Annotated in this window: 23 protein-coding genes and 1 tRNA gene; 11 read left to right on the top strand and 13 right to left on the bottom strand. The window is 55.8% G+C overall.

Features of this window, described 5'->3' with window-relative positions; all coding sequences use genetic code 11:
* Nucleotides 1-165: 165 nt before the first annotated feature.
* Entirely contained in the window at nt 166-1,395 is a 1,230-nt protein-coding gene (gene cbiE, locus BLU05_RS11085) for a precorrin-6y C5,15-methyltransferase (decarboxylating) subunit CbiE (protein ID WP_210184602.1), read from the bottom strand.
* Nucleotides 1,396-1,520: 125 nt separating this feature from the next.
* Here cbiE and cobG point away from each other — a divergent pair, with 125 nt between their 5' ends.
* The 5 genes from cobG to purU all read left to right on the top strand — a co-directional run bounded on the left by cobG (nt 1,521) and on the right by purU (nt 6,967).
* Entirely contained in the window at nt 1,521-2,915 is a 1,395-nt protein-coding gene (gene cobG / locus BLU05_RS11080; RefSeq protein WP_091879908.1) for a precorrin-3B synthase, read from the top strand.
* Nucleotides 2,908-3,534 (top strand): precorrin-8X methylmutase, encoded by a 627-nt coding sequence (locus tag BLU05_RS11075; RefSeq protein WP_091879907.1) that lies wholly within the window; start codon nt 2,908-2,910, stop codon nt 3,532-3,534. The genes cobG and BLU05_RS11075 overlap by 8 nt, the downstream gene beginning before the upstream one ends.
* A complete protein-coding gene (locus tag BLU05_RS11070) occupies nt 3,534-4,274 on the top strand; it encodes a precorrin-2 C(20)-methyltransferase (RefSeq protein WP_091879905.1) in 741 nt (246 codons plus the stop codon). The genes BLU05_RS11075 and BLU05_RS11070 overlap by 1 nt, the downstream gene beginning before the upstream one ends.
* Nucleotides 4,271-5,965 carry a precorrin-3B C(17)-methyltransferase gene (cobJ, locus tag BLU05_RS11065; RefSeq protein ID WP_091879904.1) on the top strand — a complete coding sequence of 565 codons (1,695 nt, stop codon included), beginning with the start codon at nt 4,271-4,273 and terminating at the stop codon, nt 5,963-5,965. Before BLU05_RS11070 ends, cobJ begins: the two co-directional genes overlap by 4 nt.
* 147 nt (nt 5,966-6,112) lie before the next feature.
* On the top strand, nt 6,113-6,967 hold the full coding sequence (gene purU, locus BLU05_RS11060) for a formyltetrahydrofolate deformylase (RefSeq protein WP_091879902.1): 855 nt from the start codon (nt 6,113-6,115) through the stop codon (nt 6,965-6,967).
* A gap of 47 nt (nt 6,968-7,014) precedes the next feature.
* Here the strand turns inward: purU and BLU05_RS11055 are convergent, their stop codons facing one another.
* The gene (locus BLU05_RS11055) at nt 7,015-7,941 is read right to left on the bottom strand and encodes a 2-hydroxyacid dehydrogenase (RefSeq protein ID WP_091879901.1); all 927 of its coding nucleotides are present in this window, start codon (nt 7,939-7,941) and stop codon (nt 7,015-7,017) included.
* A gap of 202 nt (nt 7,942-8,143) precedes the next feature.
* On the opposite strand from BLU05_RS11055, the gene BLU05_RS11050 reads away from it, so the two are divergent.
* Nucleotides 8,144-9,331: an alpha-hydroxy acid oxidase gene (locus tag BLU05_RS11050; RefSeq protein ID WP_091879899.1), complete on the top strand. Its 1,188-nt coding sequence runs from the start codon at nt 8,144-8,146 to the stop codon at nt 9,329-9,331.
* Nucleotides 9,332-9,415: 84 nt separating this feature from the next.
* Here the strand turns inward: BLU05_RS11050 and BLU05_RS11045 are convergent, their stop codons facing one another.
* The 3 genes from BLU05_RS11045 to BLU05_RS11035 all read right to left on the bottom strand — a co-directional run bounded on the left by BLU05_RS11045 (nt 9,416) and on the right by BLU05_RS11035 (nt 10,951).
* Nucleotides 9,416-10,219, bottom strand: coding sequence for a hypothetical protein (locus BLU05_RS11045; protein ID WP_091879898.1), 804 nt, complete (start codon nt 10,217-10,219; stop codon nt 9,416-9,418).
* 169 nt (nt 10,220-10,388) lie between these two features.
* Nucleotides 10,389-10,463, bottom strand: a tRNA-Glu gene (locus tag BLU05_RS11040).
* An 86-nt stretch (nt 10,464-10,549) separates the two neighbouring features.
* Nucleotides 10,550-10,951, bottom strand: a complete 402-nt coding sequence (locus BLU05_RS11035) for a fimbrial protein (protein WP_091879896.1) — start codon at nt 10,949-10,951, stop codon at nt 10,550-10,552.
* Between the two features lie 2 nt (nt 10,952-10,953).
* On the opposite strand from BLU05_RS11035, the gene BLU05_RS11030 reads away from it, so the two are divergent.
* Nucleotides 10,954-12,012, top strand: a complete 1,059-nt coding sequence (locus BLU05_RS11030) for an RluA family pseudouridine synthase (RefSeq protein ID WP_175540568.1) — start codon at nt 10,954-10,956, stop codon at nt 12,010-12,012.
* 259 nt (nt 12,013-12,271) lie between these two features.
* A complete protein-coding gene (gene rpoH, locus BLU05_RS11025; RefSeq protein ID WP_091879894.1) occupies nt 12,272-13,183 on the top strand; it encodes an RNA polymerase sigma factor RpoH in 912 nt (303 codons plus the stop codon).
* Between the two features lie 78 nt (nt 13,184-13,261).
* Here the strand turns inward: rpoH and BLU05_RS11020 are convergent, their stop codons facing one another.
* Nucleotides 13,262-13,660 carry a VOC family protein gene (locus tag BLU05_RS11020; protein WP_091880265.1) on the bottom strand — a complete coding sequence of 133 codons (399 nt, stop codon included), beginning with the start codon at nt 13,658-13,660 and terminating at the stop codon, nt 13,262-13,264.
* Between the two features lie 100 nt (nt 13,661-13,760).
* Between BLU05_RS11020 and BLU05_RS11015 the strand changes: the two genes are divergently transcribed.
* A complete protein-coding gene (locus tag BLU05_RS11015) occupies nt 13,761-14,231 on the top strand; it encodes a GNAT family N-acetyltransferase (protein WP_091879893.1) in 471 nt (156 codons plus the stop codon).
* A complete protein-coding gene (locus tag BLU05_RS11010) occupies nt 14,228-14,689 on the top strand; it encodes a GNAT family N-acetyltransferase (protein WP_091879891.1) in 462 nt (153 codons plus the stop codon). Before BLU05_RS11015 ends, BLU05_RS11010 begins: the two co-directional genes overlap by 4 nt.
* Before the next feature lie 56 nt (nt 14,690-14,745).
* On the opposite strand, the gene BLU05_RS26610 is transcribed toward BLU05_RS11010, so the two are convergent.
* A complete protein-coding gene (locus tag BLU05_RS26610) occupies nt 14,746-16,422 on the bottom strand; it encodes a hypothetical protein (RefSeq protein ID WP_091879890.1) in 1,677 nt (558 codons plus the stop codon).
* Between the two features lie 54 nt (nt 16,423-16,476).
* The gene (locus BLU05_RS11000; RefSeq protein WP_091879888.1) at nt 16,477-17,769 is read right to left on the bottom strand and encodes an adenylosuccinate synthase; all 1,293 of its coding nucleotides are present in this window, start codon (nt 17,767-17,769) and stop codon (nt 16,477-16,479) included.
* 190 nt (nt 17,770-17,959) lie between these two features.
* Here BLU05_RS11000 and BLU05_RS10995 point away from each other — a divergent pair, with 190 nt between their 5' ends.
* Nucleotides 17,960-18,853 carry a DMT family transporter gene (locus tag BLU05_RS10995; RefSeq protein ID WP_091879887.1) on the top strand — a complete coding sequence of 298 codons (894 nt, stop codon included), beginning with the start codon at nt 17,960-17,962 and terminating at the stop codon, nt 18,851-18,853.
* Here BLU05_RS10995 and BLU05_RS10990 read toward each other — a convergent pair whose 3' ends face one another.
* The 5 genes from BLU05_RS10990 to glmM all read right to left on the bottom strand — a co-directional run bounded on the left by BLU05_RS10990 (nt 18,854) and on the right by glmM (nt 24,813).
* The gene (locus BLU05_RS10990; protein WP_244518270.1) at nt 18,854-19,372 is read right to left on the bottom strand and encodes a GNAT family N-acetyltransferase; all 519 of its coding nucleotides are present in this window, start codon (nt 19,370-19,372) and stop codon (nt 18,854-18,856) included.
* Nucleotides 19,373-19,436: 64 nt separating this feature from the next.
* Nucleotides 19,437-21,032 carry a phosphoglycerate dehydrogenase gene (gene serA, locus BLU05_RS10985; protein WP_091879885.1) on the bottom strand — a complete coding sequence of 532 codons (1,596 nt, stop codon included), beginning with the start codon at nt 21,030-21,032 and terminating at the stop codon, nt 19,437-19,439.
* An 81-nt stretch (nt 21,033-21,113) separates the two neighbouring features.
* Complete coding sequence (locus tag BLU05_RS10980) at nt 21,114-22,289, bottom strand: phosphoserine transaminase (protein WP_091879884.1); 1,176 nt, start codon at nt 22,287-22,289, stop codon at nt 21,114-21,116.
* A gap of 196 nt (nt 22,290-22,485) precedes the next feature.
* The gene (locus BLU05_RS10975; protein ID WP_091880263.1) at nt 22,486-23,250 is read right to left on the bottom strand and encodes an outer membrane protein; all 765 of its coding nucleotides are present in this window, start codon (nt 23,248-23,250) and stop codon (nt 22,486-22,488) included.
* A 210-nt stretch (nt 23,251-23,460) separates the two neighbouring features.
* On the bottom strand, nt 23,461-24,813 hold the full coding sequence (gene glmM, locus BLU05_RS10970; protein ID WP_091879882.1) for a phosphoglucosamine mutase: 1,353 nt from the start codon (nt 24,811-24,813) through the stop codon (nt 23,461-23,463).
* Between the last annotated feature and the right edge of the window lie 5 nt (nt 24,814-24,818).

Raw genomic sequence — 24,818 nt, 5'->3', positions numbered from 1 at the left:
TTCCTGCTAGAGTCTCCCAGATTGCTGTCAGCGCGGGAAATCAAAACGGCTTTACGAACAAAACTACGTACCGTTTGAATAGGAATTCCCGCCCAATAGCAATCACCCACAACCCTTAGACTGTATAATCCTGTCTCTATCCTGTCGTGCTGTGGATTGGGCTGATCAAACGGCGGGTTTGCGGGTGGAATAGATCACAACAGGCAAGGCAGAGCGCCATGCGTCAAATGAACCAAGCGGCTGCGCCTGCGCAACGGCGATCTTTGTCAGATCTCCCCCCAACCTGTCGCGCCAGCCAAGTAAAGCCATTTCGCTTTGCATAGTCACGGCATTGGCCACAAGCCGTCCGCCCGGTTTCAGTACGTTCCAGCAGGCTTCCATAACACCGTCATTGGTCACACCGCCGCCGATGAAAATAGCATCCGGACTGTTGAGGTCGTTGAGTGCCGATGGTGCCTCGCCCCGGATGAGCTTCAAGTCGGGAACACCCAGCGCCCGGGCATTGCGCTCGATGATCTCCTGCCGCTTCGCGTTGGCCTCCACCGCAATTGTACGGCAGGAAGGATGAGCCCGCATCCATTCGATCCCGATGGAACCGCATCCGGCGCCCACATCCCAGAGCAATTCACCCGGAAGCGGTCCGAGCCGCGCCAATGTCACCGCCCTGATATCCCGCTTGGTCAATTGGCCATCATTCTCGAAGGCTTCATCAGGCAGGCCTGAGAGCGTGGAATAGGATCGCGCCTCTATGGCAGCTGGTCCGCAATCCACCGCAAGCACATTCAGATCGGCACCTCGAGGGTGGGACCAATCCCCGGCCAGCCCGTCGACGCGATGTTCCGCCTCGCCCCCCAGATGTTCCAGCACCGTAAGCCGAGCCGAACCGAAGCCGCTCTCCATCAGCATTCGCGCCACCTGAACAGGTGTACCGCCATCATTGCTGAGGACAAGCAGCTTTGCCCCCGGCGTGAAGGATTTGAACAGCGTTTCCACCGGACGCCCGTGCACGCTGAGCAGATGCACATGCTGGATTGGCCAGCCCATAGCAGCCGCTGCAAGCGAAAACGACGCTGGCGCAGGCAATATTCGCATCTCGCCCCGATCAAAGAACCGCGTCAGGGTTGCACCCATGCCAAAATGCATTGGATCGCCGCTGGCAAGCACCACGACATTTGTCCCGCGCAATGCTTTGAGCGTGGGATAGACATCCGAGAATGGCGTTGGCCATGCAATCTGCTTGGCAGTCACCGTACCGGGCAGGAATTCAAGGTGCCGCTTGCCGCCGAAGATTGTTGCCGCTTGACCCAGCGCATCACGGGCATTGGCACCAAGCCCGCTATAGCCATCCTCACCAATCCCGATAATTGTCAGCCAAGGCGTCATTTTGCATCCCATTGCTTGCTGGGCTATGCATGCCCGAAAGCATCTGACGGGTCAACGAAGCTGGCAGGAGTGGCAAGTTGCAATTTCAGATCATATTTCTTTCCTCCCCACCGCCCATCCTGTAAAACCCTGATGCAATGAGCCAGTTAAGCACCATAGTCGCTGCAACAAGCGGGATCGAGGACCGGCGATCCGCCTGCCCCGGATTGTTTCGTATGGCCAAGGCGCTCGACGGTTCGATATGCCGGGTCAAGCTGACTTTTGGTAACTTAAGCGCCGAACAGGCGCACCGCATTGCCGATGCATCGCGCCAGTTTGGCAATGGCGTTATCGAAATCACCAACCGTGCCAATCTGCAAATTCGCGGCGTGCGGCCGGATACGGAAAACCCATTGATTGCAGCCTTGCTTGCCGCAGGGCTAGGACCGCTGACCGACCGGGGCGATGATGTACGCAATGTCATGATCAGCCCGATTGCAGGTATTCTACCCCGCGAGGTCGATGTCAGGCCGCTCGCATCGCAATTGCTTGAAACCCTGCAAACCAGCCCTGCTTATCAGACCCTGTCGCCGAAATTTTCTCTTCTTGTCGATGGCGGCGAAAGCGTCGCCATGGTGGAACATCCACATGACATCTGGCTGAGCGCACTGGGTAGGAATAGCGACAATCCATGTTTTGCCTTTGGGGTGGCGGGCACGCCGCCAACACAAATGGATGATACCGCCGCTCTTGGTATTGTTGGTTCGTCGCAGGCCTTTGATCTCGTCACGACGGTTCTCGATCTTTTCATCCAGTGGAATGCGACAAACCCGGCAGCGTCGCGTCTGCGTCATATGATTGCTGCCGTTGGAACCGGTGCATTTGTCACCGATCTGGAAAAGCGCGTAAATTTCCCGGTTCGCAATGACAACGCCGCCAAATGGCGCAGAACCTTACCACGCGCAAATGGTCATCTCGGCCTTTTGCCGGAACGAAGCGGTGCTTCCCGTCTTGTCGGCGCTATGCTGCCATTGGGTCGGCTCTCCCCGGACAAACTGGATGCCTTGGCGGCATTAGCTGAAAAGGCCAGCAACGGGAAATTGCGGGCAACGCCTTGGCAGAGCATACTCCTGCCCGACATACCCGAAGCCGCAACCACACATAGTTTGCAAGAGCTTGAAGCGCTTGGTTTCGCCACACAACCGGACAATCCGCGCGCAACCATGATCAGCTGTTCGGGTTCGGCGGGCTGTCGATCGGCGCTGGCGGCAACCCAATCTGATGGCCTGAAGCTCGGCACTTTGTTGCAGGGCAAAGCGGCAAATCTCGCGGTGCATCTGACCGGCTGCACCAAATCCTGCGCCTCGCCTTCGGCCAACCCCGTCACGCTCGTTGCAACCGAACCGGGGTATTACGACATATTTCTGCGTGCGACCAATGGACCGTCGCGTTTTGGCAAGCTATTGGCTGCACATGTAACTATCGAGGAAGCTGCCGACTGTATCGGTAATCTTCCGCCCAATTCCGGCTCTGGGGGCCCAACGCATGCTTGATTATATTCGCGACGGTCAGGCGATCTATGATCGCTCCTTCGCCATTATCCGCTCCGAGGCTGACCTCACCCGCATTCCCGCCGATCTGGAAAAACTCGCCGTGCGTGTCGCCCATGCCTGCGGCATGGTGGATGTGATCGAAGATCTGGCTTTTTCCGATGGCGCGGGAACGGCAGGAGTAGCCGCACTGGCAAAAGGTGCGCCGATTCTCTGCGATGCGCGCATGGTGCTCGAAGGTGTTACGCGCGCCCGGCTACCTGCCAGTAATGATGTCATCTGCACCCTCTCCGATCCCTCTGTCGTCGGCTTGGCCCGCGAGATGGGCAATACCCGCTCGGCCGCGGCACTGGAATTATGGCGTCCACATCTTGCCGCAGCTGTTGTCGCTTTTGGCAATGCACCGACTGCCCTGTTCCGCCTCCTCGAAATGCTGGATGAAGGCGCACCCAAACCCGCATTGATCCTCGGCTTCCCTGTGGGCTTTGTTGGTGCCATGGAATCAAAAGCGGCGCTTGCTGAAAACAGTCACGGTGTTCCCTTTGTGGTTGTGCACGGCAGGCGGGGCGGCAGCGCCATGGCCGCCGCTGCGATCAATGCACTCGCTTCGGAGAAAGAATAATGCCGCAGCCAGGCCGGCTCTTTGGACTGGGCGTTGGTCCCGGCGATCCCGAACTCATCACCCTCAAGGCACTGCGCCTGTTACAGGCCGCGCCAGTCGTTGCCTATCACGCCGCCAAGGGCAAGAAGGGCAATGCATTGACCATTGTTGAGACCTATCTCAACGAAAACCAGCTGCTTGTTCCGCTTATCTATCCAGTGACGACGGAAAAGCTGCCCGCCCATATGAACTACGAAGCCATTGTCAGCGATTTCTATGGCGAGATCACCGGCGTCCTGCGCACCCATCTCGATGCGGGCAAAGACGTCGCTGTCATCGCCGAGGGTGATCCGTTCTTCTATGGCTCCTTCATGTATATTCATGACCGGCTGGCCGAGGACTATGAAACAGAAGTCGTCCCCGGTGTATGCTCCATCCTTGGCGGTGCGGCGGTGCTCGGCGCCCCACTGGTTTATCGCAATCAGACGTTGACAGTTCTTTCCGGCGTGCTTCCTGCCGATGAGCTGAAAACGCGGCTTGCCGCAACGGAAGCGGCTGCGATCATGAAACTCGGCAAAAACCTCGCCAAGGTACGCGATGTCATTGCCGAACTCGGTCTGATGGACCGCGCTCTGTATGTCGAGCGCGCCACCATGGACGCGCAGCGTATTGTTCCCCTGCGTGATGTCGACCCCGATACCTCACCCTATTTCTCGTTGATTCTGGTGCCCGGCGAAAGATGGCAGGGCAGCGGCGAATGACACAGCTTGTGCTGATGGTCCTGAGCGCACAGGGCATGGAAACCGCCTTGCGGATCAAGGCCGCCTATCCCGACGCTGCCATTCACGGGCTTGAAGGCCGGGTTAACGGCGCAGATCAGATTTATAGCAATTTTGGTGAGACGCTACGCACGCATTACCGCGATGGCAATGCCATTGCGGCTCTGTGTTCAGCCGGGATTACCATTCGTGCACTGGCACCTGTCCTTGAAAACAAGGGGGCTGAACCGCCTGTGCTTGCAATCGCTGATGATGGCAGCGCCGTGGTGCCGCTTCTGGGCGGAACAACCGGCGTCAATGTGCTGGCACGGCAGCTATCGAAGATCCTTGACGTCTCTCCCGCCATCACCACATCGGGAGAATTGCGGTTCGGCACTTGCCTGCTCAACCCACCTGCGGAATTCCATCTGAAAAACCCTGAGGATGGCAAGCGTTTCATTGCCGATTTGCTTGCTGGCAAGACAGTGCGCATTGATGGGCCAGCGCCATGGCTGGAAGAGGCACGCCTGCCGGTTGACGATAACGGCACAATGCATATTCGCGTCACGCCCTTTGATGTTTTGCCGCAAAAAAGCGAATTGGTCTTTCATCCGAAGGTCGCTGTCATTGGTGTGGCCGGAAATGCCAGCGCTGACGAGGTGAAAGCCGCTCTCACCGGAGAGAGTATTGCGTTGGCTTCTGTCATTTGCCTTGCAATCTGCGAAGAGAATAGCGCAAGCGCACCCGTTCACCAACTCGCTGCGGAACTTGGCTTGCCTCTGCGCATTGTCGCAACGCAAGCAACCGCTACCACTGATATCGTATCAGCCTTCATCAAAGAGCCCGTTAGCCTCAGCGGCAATGAAAGACTGGCTATCGCCATCGCAGCCACCCCTGCGGACGTGACACTGGCCGGGCATCGCCGTGGCCGTCTTGCTGTCATCGGTCTTGGACCGGGTGATCCGGATTTCATGATACCGGCGGTCAAGCAGGAACTGCAGCGCGCCGAAGACATCCTTGGCTACGAAACCTATGTGCGCATGGCCGGAACATTCCGCTCCGATCAGATCATCCATATGACCGATAATCGCGAGGAAATGCAGCGCGCCCGCCATGCTTTTGAACTTGCCGCGTCTGGCCGTTCTGTCGTGATGATTTCCTCCGGTGACCCCGGCGTGTTCGCCATGGCCGCAGCTGTGGTCGAGGCACTGCACGAATCGGATAATCCCGCATGGCACGGGGTTGATCTGCAGATTCTTCCCGGTGTTTCCGCAGCGCTCGCCGCCGCCAGCCGCAGCGGTGCGCCACTCGGCCATGATTTCTGCATCCTGTCGTTATCAGACAATCTGAAACCATGGGACATTATCGAAAAGCGCATTGCGCTGGCCGCCGAAGCGGATTTTGCCATGGCTTTCTATAATCCGATTTCCAAACCCCGTCCGTGGCAATTACCGCGCGCCATTGAGATATTGCGCCAGCATCGCGGACCGGATACACCCATCGTGCTTGGCCGTGATATTGGCCGCCCGGCAGAAAGCCTGCGCGTCATCACGCTTGATGACCTGACGCCCGAACAGGTTGATATGCGCACGGTCATTCTCGTCGGCTCATCGCTGACCCAGAGCTTTGACCGCTCGGATGGCGGCAAATGGGTCTATACGCCACGCTGGTACGGGACAAAGCCGGCTCACTAGGTGAAATCTCATCATCCTGTGACGAAAGATCATTTGACCGGACAGGAGAATGCCGGAAAAAGGACTGAGCGCTTCGCATTTGTATCGACGCGCTCAAGCAGTCGTCACTATGATCCCCGCCAATTATCCGCATCCCGGGAGCCTCACATGCCAAACAAGAACTACGTCCTCACCCTATCGTGCGAAGACAAGCCGGGGATTGTGGCATCGGTGACGACGGAGCTTGCGGCACTCGATGCCAATATTGCCGAGAGCAACCAGTTCTGGGATCGCCAGACCAACCGCTTTTTCATGCGCATTGCCTTTGCCGCATCGGAGAACACCTCCAAAGATGATCTTGAGCGGGCATTGAAACCTGCTGTCGAGCGTTTCGGCATGAAGACCACCCTTGTTGATCAGGCGAAGAAGCCAAAGATCGTCATCATGGTGTCGAAGTTCGACCATGCGTTGCTGCACCTGATCTACCAGATCAAGGTTGGCTGGCTCGATGCGGAGGTGGCGGCCATTGTCTCCAACCATGAGGACAGCCGCCGCTTTGCCGAGCATGAGGGTATCCCCTACCATGTGCTGGCCGTTTCCAAGGACAACAAGAAGGAGCAGGAAGACGCGCTGCTCAAGATCGTCAAGGACACCGGCGCTGATCTGGTCATCCTTGCCCGCTACATGCAGGTGCTGTCAGACAACATCTCCAAGCGGCTGTTCGGCAAGGTGATCAACATCCACCATTCGTTCCTGCCAAGCTTCAAGGGGGCAAAGCCCTATCATCAGGCCTTCGAGCGCGGCGTGAAGCTGATCGGTGCAACGGCACATTATGTCACCCCCGATCTGGATGAAGGCCCGATTATCGAGCAGGAGACCGAGCGAGTCAGCCATGCCATGAGCGCCGAGGACTTTGTTGCCACTGGCCGCGATATTGAAAGCCGGGTACTCGCACGGGCAGTGAAAAAGCACCTTGAATCCCGTGTCATGCTCAATGGGCATAAGACGGTGGTGTTCGGCTAAAGCCCAAATCGGGCTTGCCGAATCTTCTCGACAAGCCCAGCTGGCCCTTAAGGCTTTTCTGCGAAATACGCTTCCAGATTGGTGACGACGCGATCCGCCATGGCCCGGCGTGTTTCCTCCGTGGCGCTGCCCATATGCGGTTGCAGCACCACATTGTCGAGCTTGAACAGGGCTTCCGGCACATTGGGCTCATCGGCGAATACATCGAGCCCGGCGCGGCCAAGTTCACCCGATTGCAGCAGCTCCACCAGCGCCACCTCGTCCACAACCGTACCCCGTGCCACATTGATGAATGTACCGTCTGGTCCGAGCGCTTTCAGCACCTCGCGCGAAATGACGCCCTGCGTTGCATCACCACCCGGCAGAATAGCAATCAGCGCCGCACTGTCCCGCGCAAGATCAGCAAGATTGCCATAATAGGTATAAGGCGCATCGGGCTTCTTGTTGCGCGTGTGGTAGGCAACATCGCAGCCGAAAGCCAAAAGCTTTTCAGCAATCACGCTGCCAATACGCCCCAGCCCGACAAGGCCAACGCGCTTGCCTTCAATACCCAGCGCCAATGGCGCGTTCTCGCCCTTGGCCCAGCGTCCTTCGCGCACAAAGCGGTCATTTTTCACCAGATCACGCGTTGAGGCCAGAAGCAGCAACAGCGCCATATTCGCCGTGTCTTCATTCAGGACATCAGGTGTATTGGCAACCTTGATCCCCTTCGTGCTGGCATAGGCCACATCAAGCGAATCCGTACCGACGCCAAAGGACGAGATGATTTCGACCGCAGGCAGGAGATCAATCATATCAGCCGTAATACCGGTAAAAGTGCTTGTCACCACAGCGCGGAAGCGACCGGCATTCTCCTGAAGAAACCGTAGCGCATCCTTTTCCTCATAGAGTTTTTCGACCGCATATCTCTTCTCCAGTTCAGCCAGCAAATAGGGCATGAGGCGGCCGAGCACGAGAACCGGTTGTTTGGTCATGAATGGGTATCCTTTGGAAATGACACGGGGTGGAACCCGATCATAATCAAACTGCCGGGCTTATGCCAAATGCTCGATTTAAATTTACCTGTAAAATAAATAATCGTATATGACTTTTGATGCACATTCATACAATTCTAGTGATTGTCGCTCGATCATTGCTATTGTCACAAACAAGAACAGAAACCTCCGGACGGAACCGATGACCAATCCTATTGAAATTGCCGATCTGAAAAGACTTGCCCAACGCCGCGTACCAAAAATGTTCTTCGATTACGCGGATTCAGGTGCCTGGACGGAGAGTACCTACCGCGCCAATGAAGAGGATTTCCGCAAGATTCAGCTGCGTCAGCGCGTCGCCGTGGATATGACCGACCGGACGCTGGAAAGCACCATGGCCGGGCAAACCGTGTCCATGCCTGTTGCTCTCGCTCCGACAGGCCTGACTGGCATGCAGCACGCGGATGGCGAAATGCTGGCGGCACAGGCAGCCGAAGAATTCGGCGTCCCCTTCACCCTGTCCACCATGAGCATCTGCTCGATTGAGGACGTCGCTTCGGTGACAAAGAAGCCGTTCTGGTTCCAGCTCTATGTGATGCGCGACCGGGATTTCATCTACAATCTCATCGACCGCGCCAAGGCTGCGAAATGTTCCGCTCTTGTGCTGACCCTTGATCTGCAAATTCTTGGCCAGCGCCACAAGGATGTGCGCAATGGTCTGTCCGCCCCACCCAAATTCACCGCCAAACATATCTGGCAAATGGCAACGCGCCCGCAATGGTGCCTTGGCATGCTCAAAACCGAGCGCCGTACATTCCGGAACATTGTCGGCCACGCCAAGGGTGTTGGCGATCTGTCCTCGCTCGGCACATGGACGGACGAACAGTTTGACCCGCGCTTGTCCTGGAACGATGTCGCCTGGATCAAGGAGCGTTGGGGCGGCAAGCTGATCCTCAAGGGTATTCTCGACGTTGAAGACGCCCGCATGGCGGTATCGACAGGTGCGGACGCAATCATCGTGTCGAACCATGGCGGCCGCCAGCTTGACGGCGCCCCCTCCTCGATCTCCGTTCTCGCCGATATTGTCGATGCGGTTGGCGACAAGATCGAAGTGCTGTTTGATGGCGGTATTCGCTCGGGACAGGATGTGCTCAAAGCACTTGCCATCGGCGCCAAGGGCACCTTTATCGGCCGCGCTTTCCTCTACGGTCTCGGCGCAGCGGGCAAGCAGGGTGTCACGCAGGCGCTCGAGATTATCCGCAAGGAGCTTGATGTCACCATGGCGCTGTGCGGCGAGCGTGACGTCAAGAATCTCGACCGCAATAATCTTTACAAGAGCGGCCTCGAAACCAAGCCACGCATGGCCACCGTCAAGAAAAAGCGCGCTTGATCAAGCCTATGGCCGGTGATAGCCGACTAATCGTTCTTTCAAGATACGAAAGGGCGATTCACTTGAGTTTAGTAAAACAGCAATTCATGACTGGAATGAACTGAAATGATTGCGGCCCGATTTCAAGAGCTCGCCCACTAGGGCTTTTCTGGCTTCGGCGCCGCCCGAGCGAAGTTGCTGGAGCTCGCTTGCCATGATCAAAGTGATAGGAACGACAGTCACTGATGAAAGTGGCATATCATCGATGCGATTGGGAAAAACTAAGACTGGCACGCCAAGTAAAATACCCAGACAGTCATCGTCGGTGACATAGCCATCAGGCAATTGAGTAGAAAGTGCATGGGACTGGCTCACGCCCGGCAATTCCATAGATAAAACCCCATAGACTTCAAGCTGCCCGGTGATCCCACCAGCATCTGCGACTATTCCAGCAACATGACTGATCAATGCGAACGCCCAATCTTTCGATAGCTCCGAAATATCACCCGGCTCTCCAACATGTTGAGGAAGAACATCTGGAGTTTCTATGAATAATTCCATCTCGAAGCCATTTCCGCTCCCAGAGATTCCCTCGAATGGGTCGGACATACCATCTGTGGCAATGATAATAGTGTTGTCGCACCTGATCACCCGGTAGGCCTGCCGCATTGTTGGCCAAAACGGCCCTCCCCGCAAACTGGGACTGATCATGTGGCCGAGCACATCATTCTCGACATTCCCCAGCGCTGCCCAATAAGCGTCACGTCTATTCCAGGACTGTTCAAGCGCCACATCGGGCGCATCAGAGGTGATACTGCTGTCAACAATTCCCGGTTGATCCAAATTGGAACGGGTTTCCGTGTTCCGCGTTCCGCCGAAAAGCTTCTTTATGGTATCGAACACACTCAATCGACTTCACTCCCGATGTGGTTACGAAACTACAAAAGGATACGACATGATTTCCGTATTAAAAATCTCCTCGTCGAGATAAACATTGTCGCAATTAACTATCGCAAGGTTGCACGACAGGATAGACGGTGAAAATCGGCCATCCATTTTTGCGCTATATTCAGGAGATTGGTACGCCCAAGGGGAATCGAACCCCTGTTCCCGCCGTGAGAGGGCGGTGTCCTGACCGCTAGACGATGGGCGCGCAGTCGATTGGGCGGGTATAATCAAGCAAATCGAAAAGTGCAATGACCATTTATGGAGAATGGTCATTGCAGCAACGTCAAAGCTTTAATTGGCGGCTTCCGAAATGCGCGCAACCACGCGCTTGGTGGCCACATCATAGACGAGAATTTGCCGCGTGCCGTTTGCCAGCCGCGTTTCCAGCGACAGCATCGAGCCGGAAAGGTTGTGCGACAGGACCCGTGTGCCGGGATCAAGCGTGATGGCCTCGCCAACCAGTGCATCGCCAATTGGCTGCCCCGGCGTTTCGGTATGAACGGCCGCTGGCTTGGCTGCTCCGCCCACCGGCTGGTTAATCTTGTAGACAATGGCTGCAAGCACGGCCATAAGACCAATCACCATAATGCCGATGGAAACAGCCAGAAGCCGGATCATCTTGCGGCGCACCCGTTCCATTGCAGGATCGAGCGGCTGCTCTTCCGTTTCTGTATCAGCATTGATATTGGCCATGTATGGCATTCTCCGAGGTTTCGAAACCAAGCCTCTGTAACGAAGGGACGCGGTCTTTGAAAGAGCTAATTACCGATAGTGAGGCAACGGGCAAGCGTCTTGACGCTTGGCTTTCAGCGCAACTCGCACCGGATTTGTCGCGCAACCGCATTCAGGCGCTTATTGCCGATGGTCAGGTTACGGTCGATGGCAAGGTTGTGCGCGAGACAAAACACAAGCTGCGCGAAGGTATCAGCATCACCGTTGAGATACCCGAACCGGAAGACGCAACGCCCGCGGGCGAAGATATCGCCCTTGATATTCTCTATGAAGATGCGGACCTCATCGTCATCAACAAGCCAGCAGGTCTTGTGGTTCACCCCGGCAACGGCAACTGGACCGGGACCCTCGTCAACGCCCTGATCTACCATTGCGGCGATACGCTTTCCGGCGTTGGCGGCGTGAAGCGGCCCGGCATCGTTCATCGGCTCGACAAGGAAACCAGCGGCGTCATGGTCGTCGCCAAGAATGACCTTGCCCACCGCCACCTCAGCGCCCAGTTTGCCGATCACGGCCGCACTGGCGATCTGGAGCGGGCCTATCTGGCACTGGTCTGGGGCACACCGGATCGAAAGACCGGCACCATTGACGCGCCGCTCGGCCGTTCGCATCGCGACCGCACCAAACAGGCTGTCGTGCATGAAGAACGCGACGATGCGCGCCACGCGGTCACGCATTTCGATGTGCAGGAACGCTTTGGCGCGAAAGAGGATTCGACGGCCGTTGCCTCCCTCATTGAATGCCGTCTGGAGACGGGGCGCACCCACCAGATTCGTGTGCATATGGCGCATATCGGCCACCCCCTGCTTGGCGATGTGGAATATGGCGGTGCCTATAAGACCAAGGCCAACAAGCTGGCAGAACCGCTGCAAAGCGTCGTCAAGGGTTTTTCCAGGCAGGCGTTGCATGCGCAGGTTTTGGCTTTCGAACATCCATCCACCGGCGAAATCATGCGATTTGAAGTCGGTGCCCCTGATGATATGGCTGAATTGCTCGAGGCATTCCGCACCACCCCCCTCTAGGCCTGCACGCACAGAAAAAATCAAAAACACTTGCGGAACTTTATTTCATACCGTACGTTATAGAACGCAGGCGGAAATCCTGACTCTATTGTTCACATTTATGTGACAAAATGTTTCGGTTCTTAATGCATCGTGTTTTTGACAAAATGCTACCTATATATGGATAGCATTAATCCGGTCGTGCCGCGCAATGCGGGCGGCCGGTTGCTGCGAACCCGCCGGTAATGGGGGTTCATTTCACAATGAGGAGGGGTGCTCAGTGGCCCAAAATCTTCCAAGTATTGTAGCTGGTGACGGTGGTTTGACCCGTTACCTCGAAGAGATTCGCCGTTTTCCCATGCTCGAACCGCAGGAAGAGTACATGCTCGCCAAGCGGTATCTGGAGCATGCCGATCCGAAAGCGGCTCATAGACTAGTGACCAGCCATCTGCGGCTCGTCGCCAAGATTGCCATGGGTTATCGCGGTTACGGCCTGCCGATTGGCGAAGTCATATCCGAAGGCAATGTCGGCCTGATGCAGGCGGTCAAACGCTTTGAGCCGGAACGCGGCTTCCGTTTGGCAACCTATGCCATGTGGTGGATCAAGGCCTCGATTCAGGAATATGTCCTGCGGTCGTGGAGCCTTGTAAAAATGGGCACGACAGCCAACCAGAAGCGCCTGTTCTTCAACCTGCGCAAGGTGAAGAGCAAGATTCAGGCGCTTGATGATGGCGACCTTAACCCTGAACAGGTCAAGGAAATCGCAACGCGCCTCAGCGTATCCGAGGACGAAGTCGTATCGATGAACCGTCGGCTTTCCGGCGATGCGTCGCTCAATGCTCCGATCCGCTCCGCCGACGGCGAAGCTGGCGGTGACTGGCAGGATTGGCTTGTTGATGACCACGACAGCGCCGAGGAAATGCTGATTGAACAGGATGAACTGGAGAACCGGCGCGAAATGCTCACCGGAGCCATGTCATCGCTCAATGATCGTGAACGGCGCATTTTCCAGGCTCGCCGTCTGGCTGATGATCCGATAACGCTCGAAGATTTGTCGACCGAATTCGGCATCAGCCGGGAACGTGTACGCCAGATCGAAGTACGTGCTTTTGAGAAGGTGCAGGACGCGGTGAAAGCCGCTGCCATCAAACAGCAGAAGGCACTCGTCTCGACGGGTTCCGACGCCCGCTAACGCTGCGCCATGACGAACATAAAGGCTCCGGATTTCCGGAGCCTTTTTGTTTCAATCCTGCCTATCAACTGGAAAATATCACGCGGATTTCTTCGCATTATAACAAACGAAGGCCAGCTTGTTGCCGTCAGGATCGCGGACATAAGCTCCGTAAAAGCCTTCTCCATAATGCGGTCGCCGTCCGGGCGCGCCCTCATCACTCCCACCATTCCGCATCGCCAGCGCATAGAGGCGATCAATCATGTCAGCATCGTCGAACCTGAAGGCGGTCATCGCGCCATTGCCAATGGTTGCCGAACCGCCGTCGAAGGGATACCCCACGAAGAAGCGTGGCAAATCCTCGTCTGCTCGCTTACCCCATGAAACCGACTGTTCGTCACGCCAGCACAGATCAAGGCCCATCTCGGCCATGATCGGATCGTAAAACTGAAGAGATTTTGGCAGATCATTCGTTCCGAACATCGTGTAACCGATCATCGCCTTCCCCATGAATATCGTGTTCTGACGTAGATAATATTGACAAAGATACCGAGTAGAATCAGCCTGACGGCAAACGAGTCACCACAGGCAGTTTTCCATGTTCACCCTTGTACCCGCGACTGTAGAGGATTTTGACCGGCTCCTGCAATTACGCCTTCGTTGTATGCGCGAAAGCCTGGAACGGATTGGCCGATTCGATGAATGGCGTGCCTATGACCGTTTTCGCAACTCCTATCGACCGCATTATACCCGCCTGATTATGACACCGAATGGCCGCATGGCCGGATGTGTAGCCATGGGTCCGGTTGATGGACATTTGTTGCTTGAGCATTTCTATATCGAGCCGGAACAGCAGGACAATGGTTTGGGCAGTGCGGTTCTGCGCCAATTGCTTGGGGAAGCCGACGCCGCCAAATTGCCTATTCGTTTGAGTGTCCTCCAGCAAAGTGAAGCCGGACGTTTTTATGCGCGACATGGCTTCAAACAGACGGGTGAGGATGAATGGGACGTTTATTACGAGCGCCAGCCGAAGACGGTGTCTGTTCGGCAAACAGATGCCATCGCATGAAGATCAGGGCTGCAATTCCTGCCGAAAAGGACCAGATTTGCAACGTACTCCGTCGTTCGATCGCAGAATTATGCACTGCCGATCATACCGGTGATCCCGCACGGCTCGATCCATGGCTCTTCAACAAAACCCCTGAAAATGTGCGCGCATGGATGAACGATCCAACGGCGCGCATGCTGGTTGCTGTCGGCGGCACGACGATACTCGGCGTTGGCTCGGCCAACGCATCCGGCGAAATCACCCTCAACTATGTCTCGCCGGACGCCCGTTTTCGCGGTGTCAGCAAGGCCATATTGGGTGAGCTTGAAAATTACCTGCGGGAGCAGGGAAACAGCTTGAGCAAACTGACGAGCACAAGCACCGCGCATGGCTTTTACAAAGCCTGTGGTTACAGCGATAGTGGCCCGGCGCAGATGCACAGACAGATCAACGCGCAGCCCATGGAAAAACAACTCTAGAGAACAAAAGGCTCCGTTTCCGGAGCCTTTTATCCTGTCATAAGATCATAGCGATATTAACCGCCAGCTTTTGCTGCCCAGGATTTCAGGACATCATCAAAAACCTTCTCGCCCGGCAGGCCCTTTTCAAGGGTCAGGAGCGCGCGGCGGCCCGTCTTGTAGGCGATTGGAATATCGATCCACGACTGACGGCGCAGCAGGGACATGTTTGTGTCCACAGCGGTCTTGGCATCATTCATCGCAATGATGAAGAAGTTATCGGCAATCTTGGCCGGAATGCCGACAAGCGGGCTGCCCGGAGCCTGTTCCGTATCCTTCAACGTCATGCGCGACACGGTATCGATCGAACCACCGGGGAAGCCATCGGGAACAGTGAAGATCATTTCAACAAGATGGCTTGCTGGCAGCGTCTTGTCACCATTGCGGCGGATGACCATACGCAGCTTGATCCCACGATCCGGAATTGTCACTTCAGCGCGAATTGCCGGCTCAGGCGGCAGATCATTGCCGGGTGATTCCTGCACCACGGACCAGACAACGCCGCCCGCATCCGCAGTACCGGCATCCTGACCGGACCGCTCCTCATAGAAGAACGCCTTCTGACCAATCGGCAGCGCAGCCGGAGGCTGTGTCTGGCCAGCCGGTGCTGCAGGTTGCTGTGTCTGCCCCTGTGCCGCGGGTGGCTGGGCAGGCTGCTGGTCCGGTGTAGAAGCGGCAACCGATGTGCCCTCACCCAATGACGGTGTATCATTGGCAGGGCCCGGATTGATTTCCTGACCATCCGGCAACAGACGCTGCGTCAGTTTCGGTTCGGGCTTCGCATCCGATGCGCCCGGTGCTGCAGGCGTTGCCGGTGTCGACTGAGCCGCCGGTTGCGCAGGCTGTTCAGTCTTTACAGGTGGCGTCGCAGGCTGGTTAGCGGCTGTTTCGGCTGGCTTCGCAGGCGTTTTGTCGCCCCCGCTGGTGAGGCTGGCAAGATAGGTCTTTACCGACGCGGCCCGTGCTGAAATCTGGTCTTTGTAAGTCCAGCCCGCATAGGCTCCGCCTGCGATAATAATCAGCAGGCCAAGCAGGCTCAGCAGCGGCACCAGCGAACGCTTCGGCTTTGGCTGCTTCAGCGGACCGCGTGTGTAAACGCTATAATCACTGGGCCCACGATCGGTTGAATCAAGCTCCGGCTCATCGTCAAACTCTTCTTCGGGCCCGCGACCGGCTTTCAGATCGCCCCCTGAGAACGATCCGGCAAGCGGACGTTCATCGCGAAAACTCTCTTCCTTGGGTTCGATCGGCTTGGCACCTGTCGAACCATGGGTCGTCAGAAAATCTTCAAGCGCATCGGATTGAGCAAGCGGCTTGGTAAAGGACGGGGCAGGAACCACTGGCGGCGCAGCAACAGGCACAGGCTTTGGTGCTTCCAGGGCCGGTTCTGGTTTTGTGACAATGGGTGCCGCCACAACAGGCGGTGCCGGAGCTGGAACAGGCGGCGCAACAGGAATGGGCTCAATTAAAGGCTTTGGGTCTTCCAGAACAGCGGCAAAACCCGACTCGACCTCGATGATCGCATCTTCCAGCGACTGCTTCTGGCGGACGGCGACAGCCTCCGGCGCATTCAGCGTCGCAAGCTTCTGCTCAATCGTTGCGCGAGCCTTTGCATACACACGTTGGCGAAGCTCGGGAGTTGGATCCGCGAGCCCGTCAATTGTCTTTCTCAATACTGCAACGAAATCTGCCATTCACCCAAACCTATGGTTTTGTTGTGAGATTAACCGCGAAACCTGTTTGCGACTCTAATCATGAAACGGGTCAGTAACAAGTATTGTATCGTCACGTTCCGGGCTGGTCGAAAGCAACGCAATCGGCGCACCGATCAGTTCTTCCAGATAACGCGCATATTTTACCGCCTGTGCGGGCAGTTCGCTCCAGCTGCGCGCACCGGCTGTTGTTTCTTTCCAGCCTTCAAGCGTCTCGTAAATCGGCTTGACGCGCGCCTGAGCGCCCTGGCTGGCTGGCAGGTAATCAATGACCTCGCCATCCAGTTCGTAGCTGGTGCAAACCTTGATCTCGTCGAGCCCGTCGAGAACATCCAGCTTGGTCAAGGCAATACCGCTGATGCCATTATTGGCAACGGCCTGACGCACGAGAACCGCATCGAACCAGCCACAGCGGCGCTTGCGCCCGGTGACAACGCCAAACTCATGGCCGCGCTGGCCGAGGAACTCGCCAACTTCGTTCTGCTGTTCCGTCGGGAACGGACCTTCTCCCACGCGGGTCGTATAGGCCTTGGTGATACCAAGTACGTAATGCAGTGAGCCCGGTCCGATACCGGAACCGGCAGAAGCCTGACCCGCCACAGTGTTGGACGAAGTTACAAAAGGATAGGTGCCATGGTCGATATCAAGCAGCGTGCCCTGCGCGCCTTCAAACAGAATACGCTCGCCTGCCCGCTTCTTCTGATCAAGCACATACCAGACGCGGTCCATGAACGGGATGATGTGTGGAGCAGCATCAAGTAGTTCTGCTAAAATCTTGGAACCATCAACCTCTTCAATGCCAAGACCGCGCCGCAGTGGATTGTGATGGGCCAGCAGCCGCTCGATCTTCGCAGGCAGCGTATCGGGATCGGCAAGATCAAGCACGTGAATGGCGCGGCGGCCAACCTTGTCTTCATAAGCTGGGCCGATGCCGCGACCCGTTGTACCGATCTTGGTGCCGGAATTGGAGGCTTCACGGCGGCGATCGAGTTCACCATGGAGGGAGAGGATCAGCGTTGTATTTTCGGCAATCTTCAGCGTTTCAGGGGTGATAACCACGCCCTGCGCTTCGAGTTTCTTCTTTTCGGCAATGAATGCATGCGGGTCGAAAACAACGCCGTTTCCGATGATCGAGAGCTTGCCCTTGCGCACCACACCCGATGGCAACAGCGACAATTTGTAGGTGACACCATCGACAACCAGCGTATGACCGGCATTGTGCCCGCCCTGAAAGCGGACAATGATATCGGCCCGTTCGGAAAGCCAATCGACAATCTTGCCCTTGCCCTCATCGCCCCACTGGGAGCCGATCACCACAACATTAGCCATTCAAAACTCCTCGAGTCACAACCTCGTCATGCATTTTTTGCCAAATGCGGTGCTTCTATACAGGCTGGTTCATAAAAGCGCGACAATTCTTTCGGCTGAAGCGTGGCGAATTTGCCATTATCAAACGAATAAACCTATGGTTCTGGCAGCAAAGCAACACTTCCTCCGTCAGTATAAGCAGACACACGTCATGAACCGTACCGCCTACATCTTTCTGCTCGTAACAGCCCTTCTGTGGGGCGGCAATGCCGTAGCAGGTAAACTTGCGGTCGGACATATATCGCCGATGCTTTTGACTTTGCTGCGCTGGCTCGTGGCATTTCTCATCGTTGCTGCGATCAGCGGCAATCAGGTCCGTCGCGACTGGAAGATGCTGCGCGCACATCTTCCTTTGCTCGCGGCGTTGGGTGCCTTTGGCTTCACTTTTTTCAACATGGCGCTCTACAGCGCCTTGAATTACACCTCGGCTATCAACGTCACCATTGAACAGGCCGGGATGCCTATGGTGATCTTCGTCGCCAATCTCCTGCTATTCGGCATGGCGGTACGTCCCGGCCAGATAGTGGGTTTCAGCCTGTCGCTTGTCGGCGTGGCTTTAACGGCGGGCCATGGCAGTTTTCTTAAACTCGCCGAACTTGAGGTCAATGAGGGCGACGCGCTGATGCTTCTCGCCGTGCTGCTTTACAGCGGCTACACGGTGGCGCTGCGCTTTCGCCCGGTCATTCATTGGCAAAGCCTGATGACAGTCATGACATTCTTTGCCTTTATCACCGCCATCCCCTTCACAATCTGGGAATGGCGGGACGGCGCAATGATTACACCTGATTTCACCGGTATCATGATCGTGCTTTACACGGCTGTCCTGCCATCACTGGCCGCGCAGGTGCTTTTCATCAAGGGCGTTGAATATATCGGCGCGAACCGCGCCGGATTGTTCATCAACGCCGTGCCGATTTTTGGCACGTTGCTGGCCGTCATCCTGCTTGGCGAGGCGTTTCATCTCTATCATGCCATTGCATTGGTGCTGGTTCTCGGCGGCATCGGCATCGCCGAAATCAGCGGGCGCAAACACGCCGCCGCGTAATCAGGTGAGCTTTCGCAGCATGAAACAGGCATCATCAGAATAGGATTTGAGCTTTGCCTCGAGTTCAGGACGGCTCACTACCTCAAAACCCTGTTTCTGCCAAAAGCCGACCGAATTGTTGACCGAGACCAGCGACATGGTTTCTAGCCCTTCTGTCTTTGCCTGATCGGCTAAGATCGAAACAATGCGCGGCGCAGCCCCACTGCCGCGTGATGCTGGCAGCAACGCTATGTCATGCAGATAATAGGTGTTTGGATGATCGGGTATCTGCCCGAGCAGGCTATTGAGCGCAGGCGTTGTGTAAAGCTGCCACGGATGCGTGATGGCATAGCCAAACAATTCGCCGTTCTGACCTTCCAGCACAAAGCAGCCTTTACCATAAAGGCGCATACGCTCCAGATAAACCGCATCATCCTCGTAAAAATCCGTATGGATGACGGCAGCCATGGCGATGACGGAAACGAGGTCCCCCGCTTCCATCAAGCGCCAGTTCAGTGCATGTGTTGACGATGTTGACATAGGGCCTTTCCTGCTTACTGGAACCAGTTCTACCTAAGCAGGAAAGGCTTGGACATCCCTACAATCAGCCGATGTCAAATTCCAGCGGCTTGGCCGAAACAATGGCCTTGTTGACGCGCAGCTCTTCCAGAACATGATCCGGAATCCGCTCATCGAGATAGAGCATCGCAATAGCATTACCACCCGGATTGTCACGGCCCAGCGAGAAGTTGGCAATGTTGACGCCATTCTGCCCGCATATCGTTCCGAGCATGCCGATCATACCCGGTGTGTCGTTGTTGGTCGTATAGAGCATGTGCTGGCCAACTTCGGCGTCGAGATTGATACCCTTGATCTGGATGAAGCGCGGCTTGCCGTCCGAAAAGCACGTACCGGCAATGGAGCGGGTCAGAGAAGCGGATTTGACTGTCAGTTTGATGTAACCGTCAAACACGCCCGACTTGTCACGGCGAACTTCGGAGAGGATGATGCCCCGCTCCTTCACCATGACAGGTGCCGAAACCATGTTCACATCGACCATCTGCGGGCGGATCAAACCGGCCAGTGCTGCACTGACGAGTGCCCGTGTGTTCATGCCCGCAGTGGAACCATCAAAAAGAACTTCCACTTCCTCGATTGGCTCATCGGTAACCTGACCAACGAAAGCACCCAACACTTCCGCCAGTTTGACGAAAGGCTTCAGGCGCGGTGCTTCTTCAGCCGTAATGGACGGCATATTGATGGCGTTGGAAACCGCACCCTTGATCAGATAATCCGACATCTGCTCGGCAACCTGCAACGCGACATTTTCCTGTGCTTCGCTTGTCGATGCACCGAGATGCGGTGTGCAGACAACGTTTGGCAGGTTGAACAGCTCGTTCTCTGTAGCTGGCTCCACTTCGAACACGTCGATACCGGCACCGGCGACCTTGCCTGCTTTCAGTGCTGCAACCAGATCCTTCTCAACAATCAGACCGCCGCGAGCGCAATTGATGATGCGAACACCATCTTTCATCTTGGCAATGGATTCAGCATTGATAATGCCGCGTGTCTTGTCGGTCATCGGTGTGTGCAGGCTGATGAAATCCGCCCGGGCCAGCAATTCGTCAAGTTCGACCTTCTCGACACCCAGTTCCTCGGCTCGGCCTTCCGACAGGAAGGGGTCGAACGCGATGACATGCATCTTGAGGCCGACGCCGCGCGTGGCGACAATCGAGCCGATATTGCCGCAGCCAATAACACCCAGCGTCTTGCCGGTGATCTCGACACCCATGAAGCGGTTCTTTTCCCACTTGCCCGCACGGGTCGAAGCATCAGCCTCAGGCAGTTCGCGCGCCACGGCAAACATCAGCGCAACGGCGTGTTCCGCAGTGGTGATGGAATTGCCAAAAGGCGTGTTCATCACAATGATACCGCGGCGTGATGCAGCGGGAATATCAACATTGTCAACGCCGATACCAGCGCGGCCAATGACTTTGAGGTTGGTTGCAGCGGCGATCAGCTTTTCCGTGACCTTGGTGGCCGAGCGAATGGCAAGACCATCATACTGGCTGATCACTTCAGCAAGCTTGTCCTTGTCCTTGCCAAGGTCAGGCAGATAATCGACTTCGACACCGCGATCCTTGAAGATCTGTACGGCGGTTGGGGAGAGCTTATCAGATACGAGTACGCGCGGTGCCATCATGGCCTCCATCGTTGAATCAGGAATGAAATGATTGGGGGAGTGACCGCACCCGAATGCGGTCACATCATGCCGAAGAAATCAGGCAGCCTGTTTCAGCGCGGCCTTTTGCGACTGGAATGCCCAGTCGAGCCACAGCGTCAGCGCTTCAAGATCAGCCGTTTCAATCGTTGCACCGGCCCAGATGCGCAGACCCGAGGGAGCATCGCGATAGGCGCCGATATCATAGGCAATGCCTTCCTTCTCCAGAACCGCAACAAGGTTCTTGGCGAAATTGGCCTGCGCATCCTTGTCGAGTGCCGTGATCTCCGGATCGACAATTGTCAGGCAAACGGAGGTGTTGGACCGTGTGGCCGGAACCGTTGCCAGATTGGCAATCCATGGCGTGCGTTCAACGAAAGCATCGAGAGCGGCAAAATTTCTGTCCGCACGTCCAACAAGTCCATCGAGACCGCCAAGCGACTTCGCCCAGTTCAGCGCATCGAGATAATCCTCAACGCAAAGCATCGACGGCGTATTGATGGTCTCACCGGCAAAAATGCCTTCAATGAGCTTGCCGCCCGATGTGAGGCGGAAAATCTTCGGCAAGGGCCATGCGGGCTTGTAGGTTTCGAGCCGCTCGACAGCGCGCGGGCTGAGGATCAGCATGCCATGCGCGCCCTCGCCGCCGAGCACTTTCTGCCAAGAAAAAGTGACGACATCGAGCTTGTCGAAATCAAGCCGCTGCGCGAAGGCTGCCGAAGTGGCATCGCAGATTGTCAGACCCTTGCGATCAGCAGGAATGAAATCGCCATTGGGAACACGCACGCCCGACGTCGTACCATTCCAGGTGAAAACGACGTCGCGGTCAAAATCAACTTTGGAAAGGTCGGGCAGTTCGCCATAACCAGCTTCAATGCTGCGGGCATCGGCAAGTTTCAACTGCTTAACCACATCGGTGATCCAGCCTGCACCAAAGCTTTCCCATGCAACCATGTCGACGCCGCGTTCGCCAAGCAGCGACCACAAAGCCATCTCGACGGCACCGGTATCGGATGCAGGAACAATGCCGATGCGGTAATCAGCGGGGACTTGCAGGATTTCGCGGGTAAGATCGATCGCCTGTTTCAGCTTCGTCTTGCCAACCTTCGCACGATGCGAGCGGCCAAGCGATGCGTCGGAAAGCGCTTGAAGCGACCATCCGGGGCGTTTTGCACAGGGACCTGATGAAAAATTAGGGTTAGCCGGGCGCTGCACCGGCTTTGTAAGCGTCGTCATGTTTTCTCCTATCCTCACAGATAGCACGCCTCTCGTTGGGGAGAGGTGGCCCACTCCGGGAACTAGGAGAAATGTCGTTCACAGTCAAGAAATATGTTTGTGCGCGACATTAAATTTGCCCCATCCGGCGGAATGAAGCGCAAACAAAAACGGCAGGAGAAAGCCTCCTGCCGCTCGAAAAATCATGTTGTTTCAATTAGAAAGCGTAGCGTACGCCCACTTTGAAGTCATGCGACGTGATGTCTTTGAAGGTAACAGCCTGATTGCGGGTTGAGCCATTCAAATTGTAGAACGTACCGGTCTTGGCATCACCCAGATCAACATAACTATATCCAAGATCAATGGTCATACGGTCGGTCGCCTTGATTCCCACACCGGCATGCAGTGCCCAGGCAAGGTTCCATTTGGAACCATCGCTGGCATATCCGCCCCCGGCATTGAGGATGTTATCATCCGTGAAATTGGAGATCGTGTTACGAGATGCACCGATACCAGCACCAAGATAGGGCGTAATGCCACTGAATGTACCAAGATCAGCATAGGCGTTGGCGAGGAACAGCCATTCGGATTTCTTCGCGTGGTATTGATTCGTCCCGTACTGCCCCAGTGATGGGTTCGAATAAAAATCAAGAGCGCTGAACTCTGTCTTGCCACGATACTGACCTGTTACGTCAGCGCGAAGCCAATCGTTGAACTGATAACCGATACCGATCTGGCCCGTGATACCCGAGTCAAAATCTCCCTTATCCAGAAAACCATGCTGCTCCGCATTGGCAAAGTCGAAATAATCCAGCTTATCAAGTCGCTGATTGCTCATGCCGATATCGCCGCGCAGATACCAGCCACCAAACTGCTGAACTTCCACAACTGGCGCTTCCACGAGATCTGCAGCGTGGGCCGGGATTGCCCCGAGGCACAGTAGAGCTGCACCAATCGCAGCATATTTGTTGAGAATGCCCATTTTCATTTCCCTTATCCGGCCCAAAATCTAGATGTAGCGACTGCTACTAAGGTTCTAGACGGCAATATGAAGGGAAAAAGTTAAATCCCGCTTAACCGTGTTTATTCACCATACTCATTAACGTTAACGAAAACCGAACGGCCCGGCACGGCTGCACAAACGCAAATGGGCCCGTAGAGGGCCCATTCATTGATGCAGTGTTTTTGAAGATCAGGCTGCTGATTTGACCGACGAAATCACCGAGATGATGTCGTTGACAACCGTATCCACGAGCTGGCTATCATCGCCTTCCGCCATAACACGGATCAGAGGCTCCGTGCCTGACGGACGAATAACAAGACGCCCTGATTTGCCAAGCCGGTCACGGGCATCGTCAATCGCAGTCTTGACCTTCTTGTCGTCAAGCGGCTTACCGCCCGCTGTACGAATGTTTTTAAGAACCTGAGGCACCGGTTCGAACTTGCGGCAAACCTCGCTCACAGGCTTTCCCTCTTCCTGAACAACCGCCAGAATTTGCAGGGCAGAGACAAGACCATCGCCGGTTGTCGAGAAATCCGAGATAACAATATGGCCTGATTGTTCGCCGCCAATATTGAAACCGTGATTGCGCATGTGCTCAACCACATAGCGATCGCCGACATTGGTACGGGCCAGTGTCAGGCCGCGATCACCGAGGAAACGCTCAAACCCGAGATTGGACATCACCGTCGCAACAACGCCGCCACCGAGAAGCCGGTCCGATTCCTGCCATGACTGGGCAATGACCGCCATCAGTTGATCGCCATCGATGATCGAACCTTTTTCATCAACGATAAGAACCCGGTCCGCATCGCCATCAAGGGCAATGCCGATGTCAGCCCTGACTTCATGCACCTTCTTGATCAGGCTCAAAGGATGGGTGGAACCGCAATCTTCATTAATATTCGTGCCATTCGGCTTATCATTGATCGTGATGACATCGGCGCCAAGTTCCCACAGTGCGGCAGGAGCAACCTTGTAAGCAGCGCCATTGGCGCAGTCCACGACAATTCGCAGGCCGTCCAGCGAGATGTTTTTCGGCATGGTCCGCTTGGCAAATTCTATATAGCGATAAATATCGCCATCAACGCGCTTTGCCCGCCCCAATGCGTCAAAGCTGGACAGGCGACTTGAGAGATCCTCATCCATCAGACGTTCAATCTCAAGTTCGATCTCATCGGAAAGCTTGAAACCATCCGGGCCGAAAAGCTTGATGCCATTGTCATGGTAGGGATTGTGCGATGCGGAAATCATTACGCCGATATCAGCGCGCAACGAGCGGCAAAGCATCGCTACAGCGGGTGTCGGAATGGGTCCAAGCAGAAACACATCCATGCCTGTGGAGGTAAAACCCGCCACCAGTGCATTCTCGATCATATAGCCCGAAAGACGTGTATCCTTGCCGATCACCACCCGATTGCGGTGATTGCCACGTTTGAAGGCGAGCCCAACGGCCATGCCAACCTTCATCGCGATATCGGGGGTCATGGGATAGGCATTCGCCAGTCCGCGAATACCATCGGTGCCGAAATATTTTCGAGCCATATTGT

The sequence above is a fragment of the Phyllobacterium sp. OV277 genome (assembly GCF_900104355.1).
Classification (GTDB): domain Bacteria; phylum Pseudomonadota; class Alphaproteobacteria; order Rhizobiales; family Rhizobiaceae; genus Phyllobacterium.
The sequence above is the reverse complement of the archived record's forward strand: the minus strand, read 5'-3'. Positions and strand labels throughout refer to the sequence as shown.

Coding starts and splice junctions, on each gene's coding strand:
- BLU05_RS11075 (WP_091879907.1), top strand. CDS start 2,908: ATGCTTGATTATATTCGCGACGGTCAGGCGATCTATGATCGCTCCTTC.
- BLU05_RS11070 (WP_091879905.1), top strand. CDS start 3,534: ATGCCGCAGCCAGGCCGGCTCTTTGGACTGGGCGTTGGTCCCGGCGAT.
- BLU05_RS11055 (WP_091879901.1), bottom strand. CDS start 7,941: ATGACCAAACAACCGGTTCTCGTGCTCGGCCGCCTCATGCCCTATTTG.
- glmM (WP_091879882.1), bottom strand. CDS start 24,813: ATGGCTCGAAAATATTTCGGCACCGATGGTATTCGCGGACTGGCGAAT.
- BLU05_RS10990 (WP_244518270.1), bottom strand. CDS start 19,372: ATGTCAACATCGTCAACACATGCACTGAACTGGCGCTTGATGGAAGCG.
- cobJ (WP_091879904.1), top strand. CDS start 4,271: ATGACACAGCTTGTGCTGATGGTCCTGAGCGCACAGGGCATGGAAACC.
- BLU05_RS11035 (WP_091879896.1), bottom strand. CDS start 10,951: ATGGCCAATATCAATGCTGATACAGAAACGGAAGAGCAGCCGCTCGAT.
- BLU05_RS11000 (WP_091879888.1), bottom strand. CDS start 17,769: ATGGCTAATGTTGTGGTGATCGGCTCCCAGTGGGGCGATGAGGGCAAG.
- BLU05_RS11030 (WP_175540568.1), top strand. CDS start 10,954: ATGGCATTCTCCGAGGTTTCGAAACCAAGCCTCTGTAACGAAGGGACG.
- BLU05_RS10975 (WP_091880263.1), bottom strand. CDS start 23,250: ATGGGCATTCTCAACAAATATGCTGCGATTGGTGCAGCTCTACTGTGC.
- BLU05_RS11050 (WP_091879899.1), top strand. CDS start 8,144: ATGACCAATCCTATTGAAATTGCCGATCTGAAAAGACTTGCCCAACGC.
- cbiE (WP_210184602.1), bottom strand. CDS start 1,395: ATGGGATGCAAAATGACGCCTTGGCTGACAATTATCGGGATTGGTGAG.
- cobG (WP_091879908.1), top strand. CDS start 1,521: ATGAGCCAGTTAAGCACCATAGTCGCTGCAACAAGCGGGATCGAGGAC.
- BLU05_RS11010 (WP_091879891.1), top strand. CDS start 14,228: ATGAAGATCAGGGCTGCAATTCCTGCCGAAAAGGACCAGATTTGCAAC.
- BLU05_RS11020 (WP_091880265.1), bottom strand. CDS start 13,660: ATGATCGGTTACACGATGTTCGGAACGAATGATCTGCCAAAATCTCTT.
- BLU05_RS26610 (WP_091879890.1), bottom strand. CDS start 16,422: ATGGCAGATTTCGTTGCAGTATTGAGAAAGACAATTGACGGGCTCGCG.
- BLU05_RS11015 (WP_091879893.1), top strand. CDS start 13,761: ATGTTCACCCTTGTACCCGCGACTGTAGAGGATTTTGACCGGCTCCTG.
- BLU05_RS10980 (WP_091879884.1), bottom strand. CDS start 22,289: ATGACGACGCTTACAAAGCCGGTGCAGCGCCCGGCTAACCCTAATTTT.
- serA (WP_091879885.1), bottom strand. CDS start 21,032: ATGGCACCGCGCGTACTCGTATCTGATAAGCTCTCCCCAACCGCCGTA.
- BLU05_RS10995 (WP_091879887.1), top strand. CDS start 17,960: ATGAACCGTACCGCCTACATCTTTCTGCTCGTAACAGCCCTTCTGTGG.
- purU (WP_091879902.1), top strand. CDS start 6,113: ATGCCAAACAAGAACTACGTCCTCACCCTATCGTGCGAAGACAAGCCG.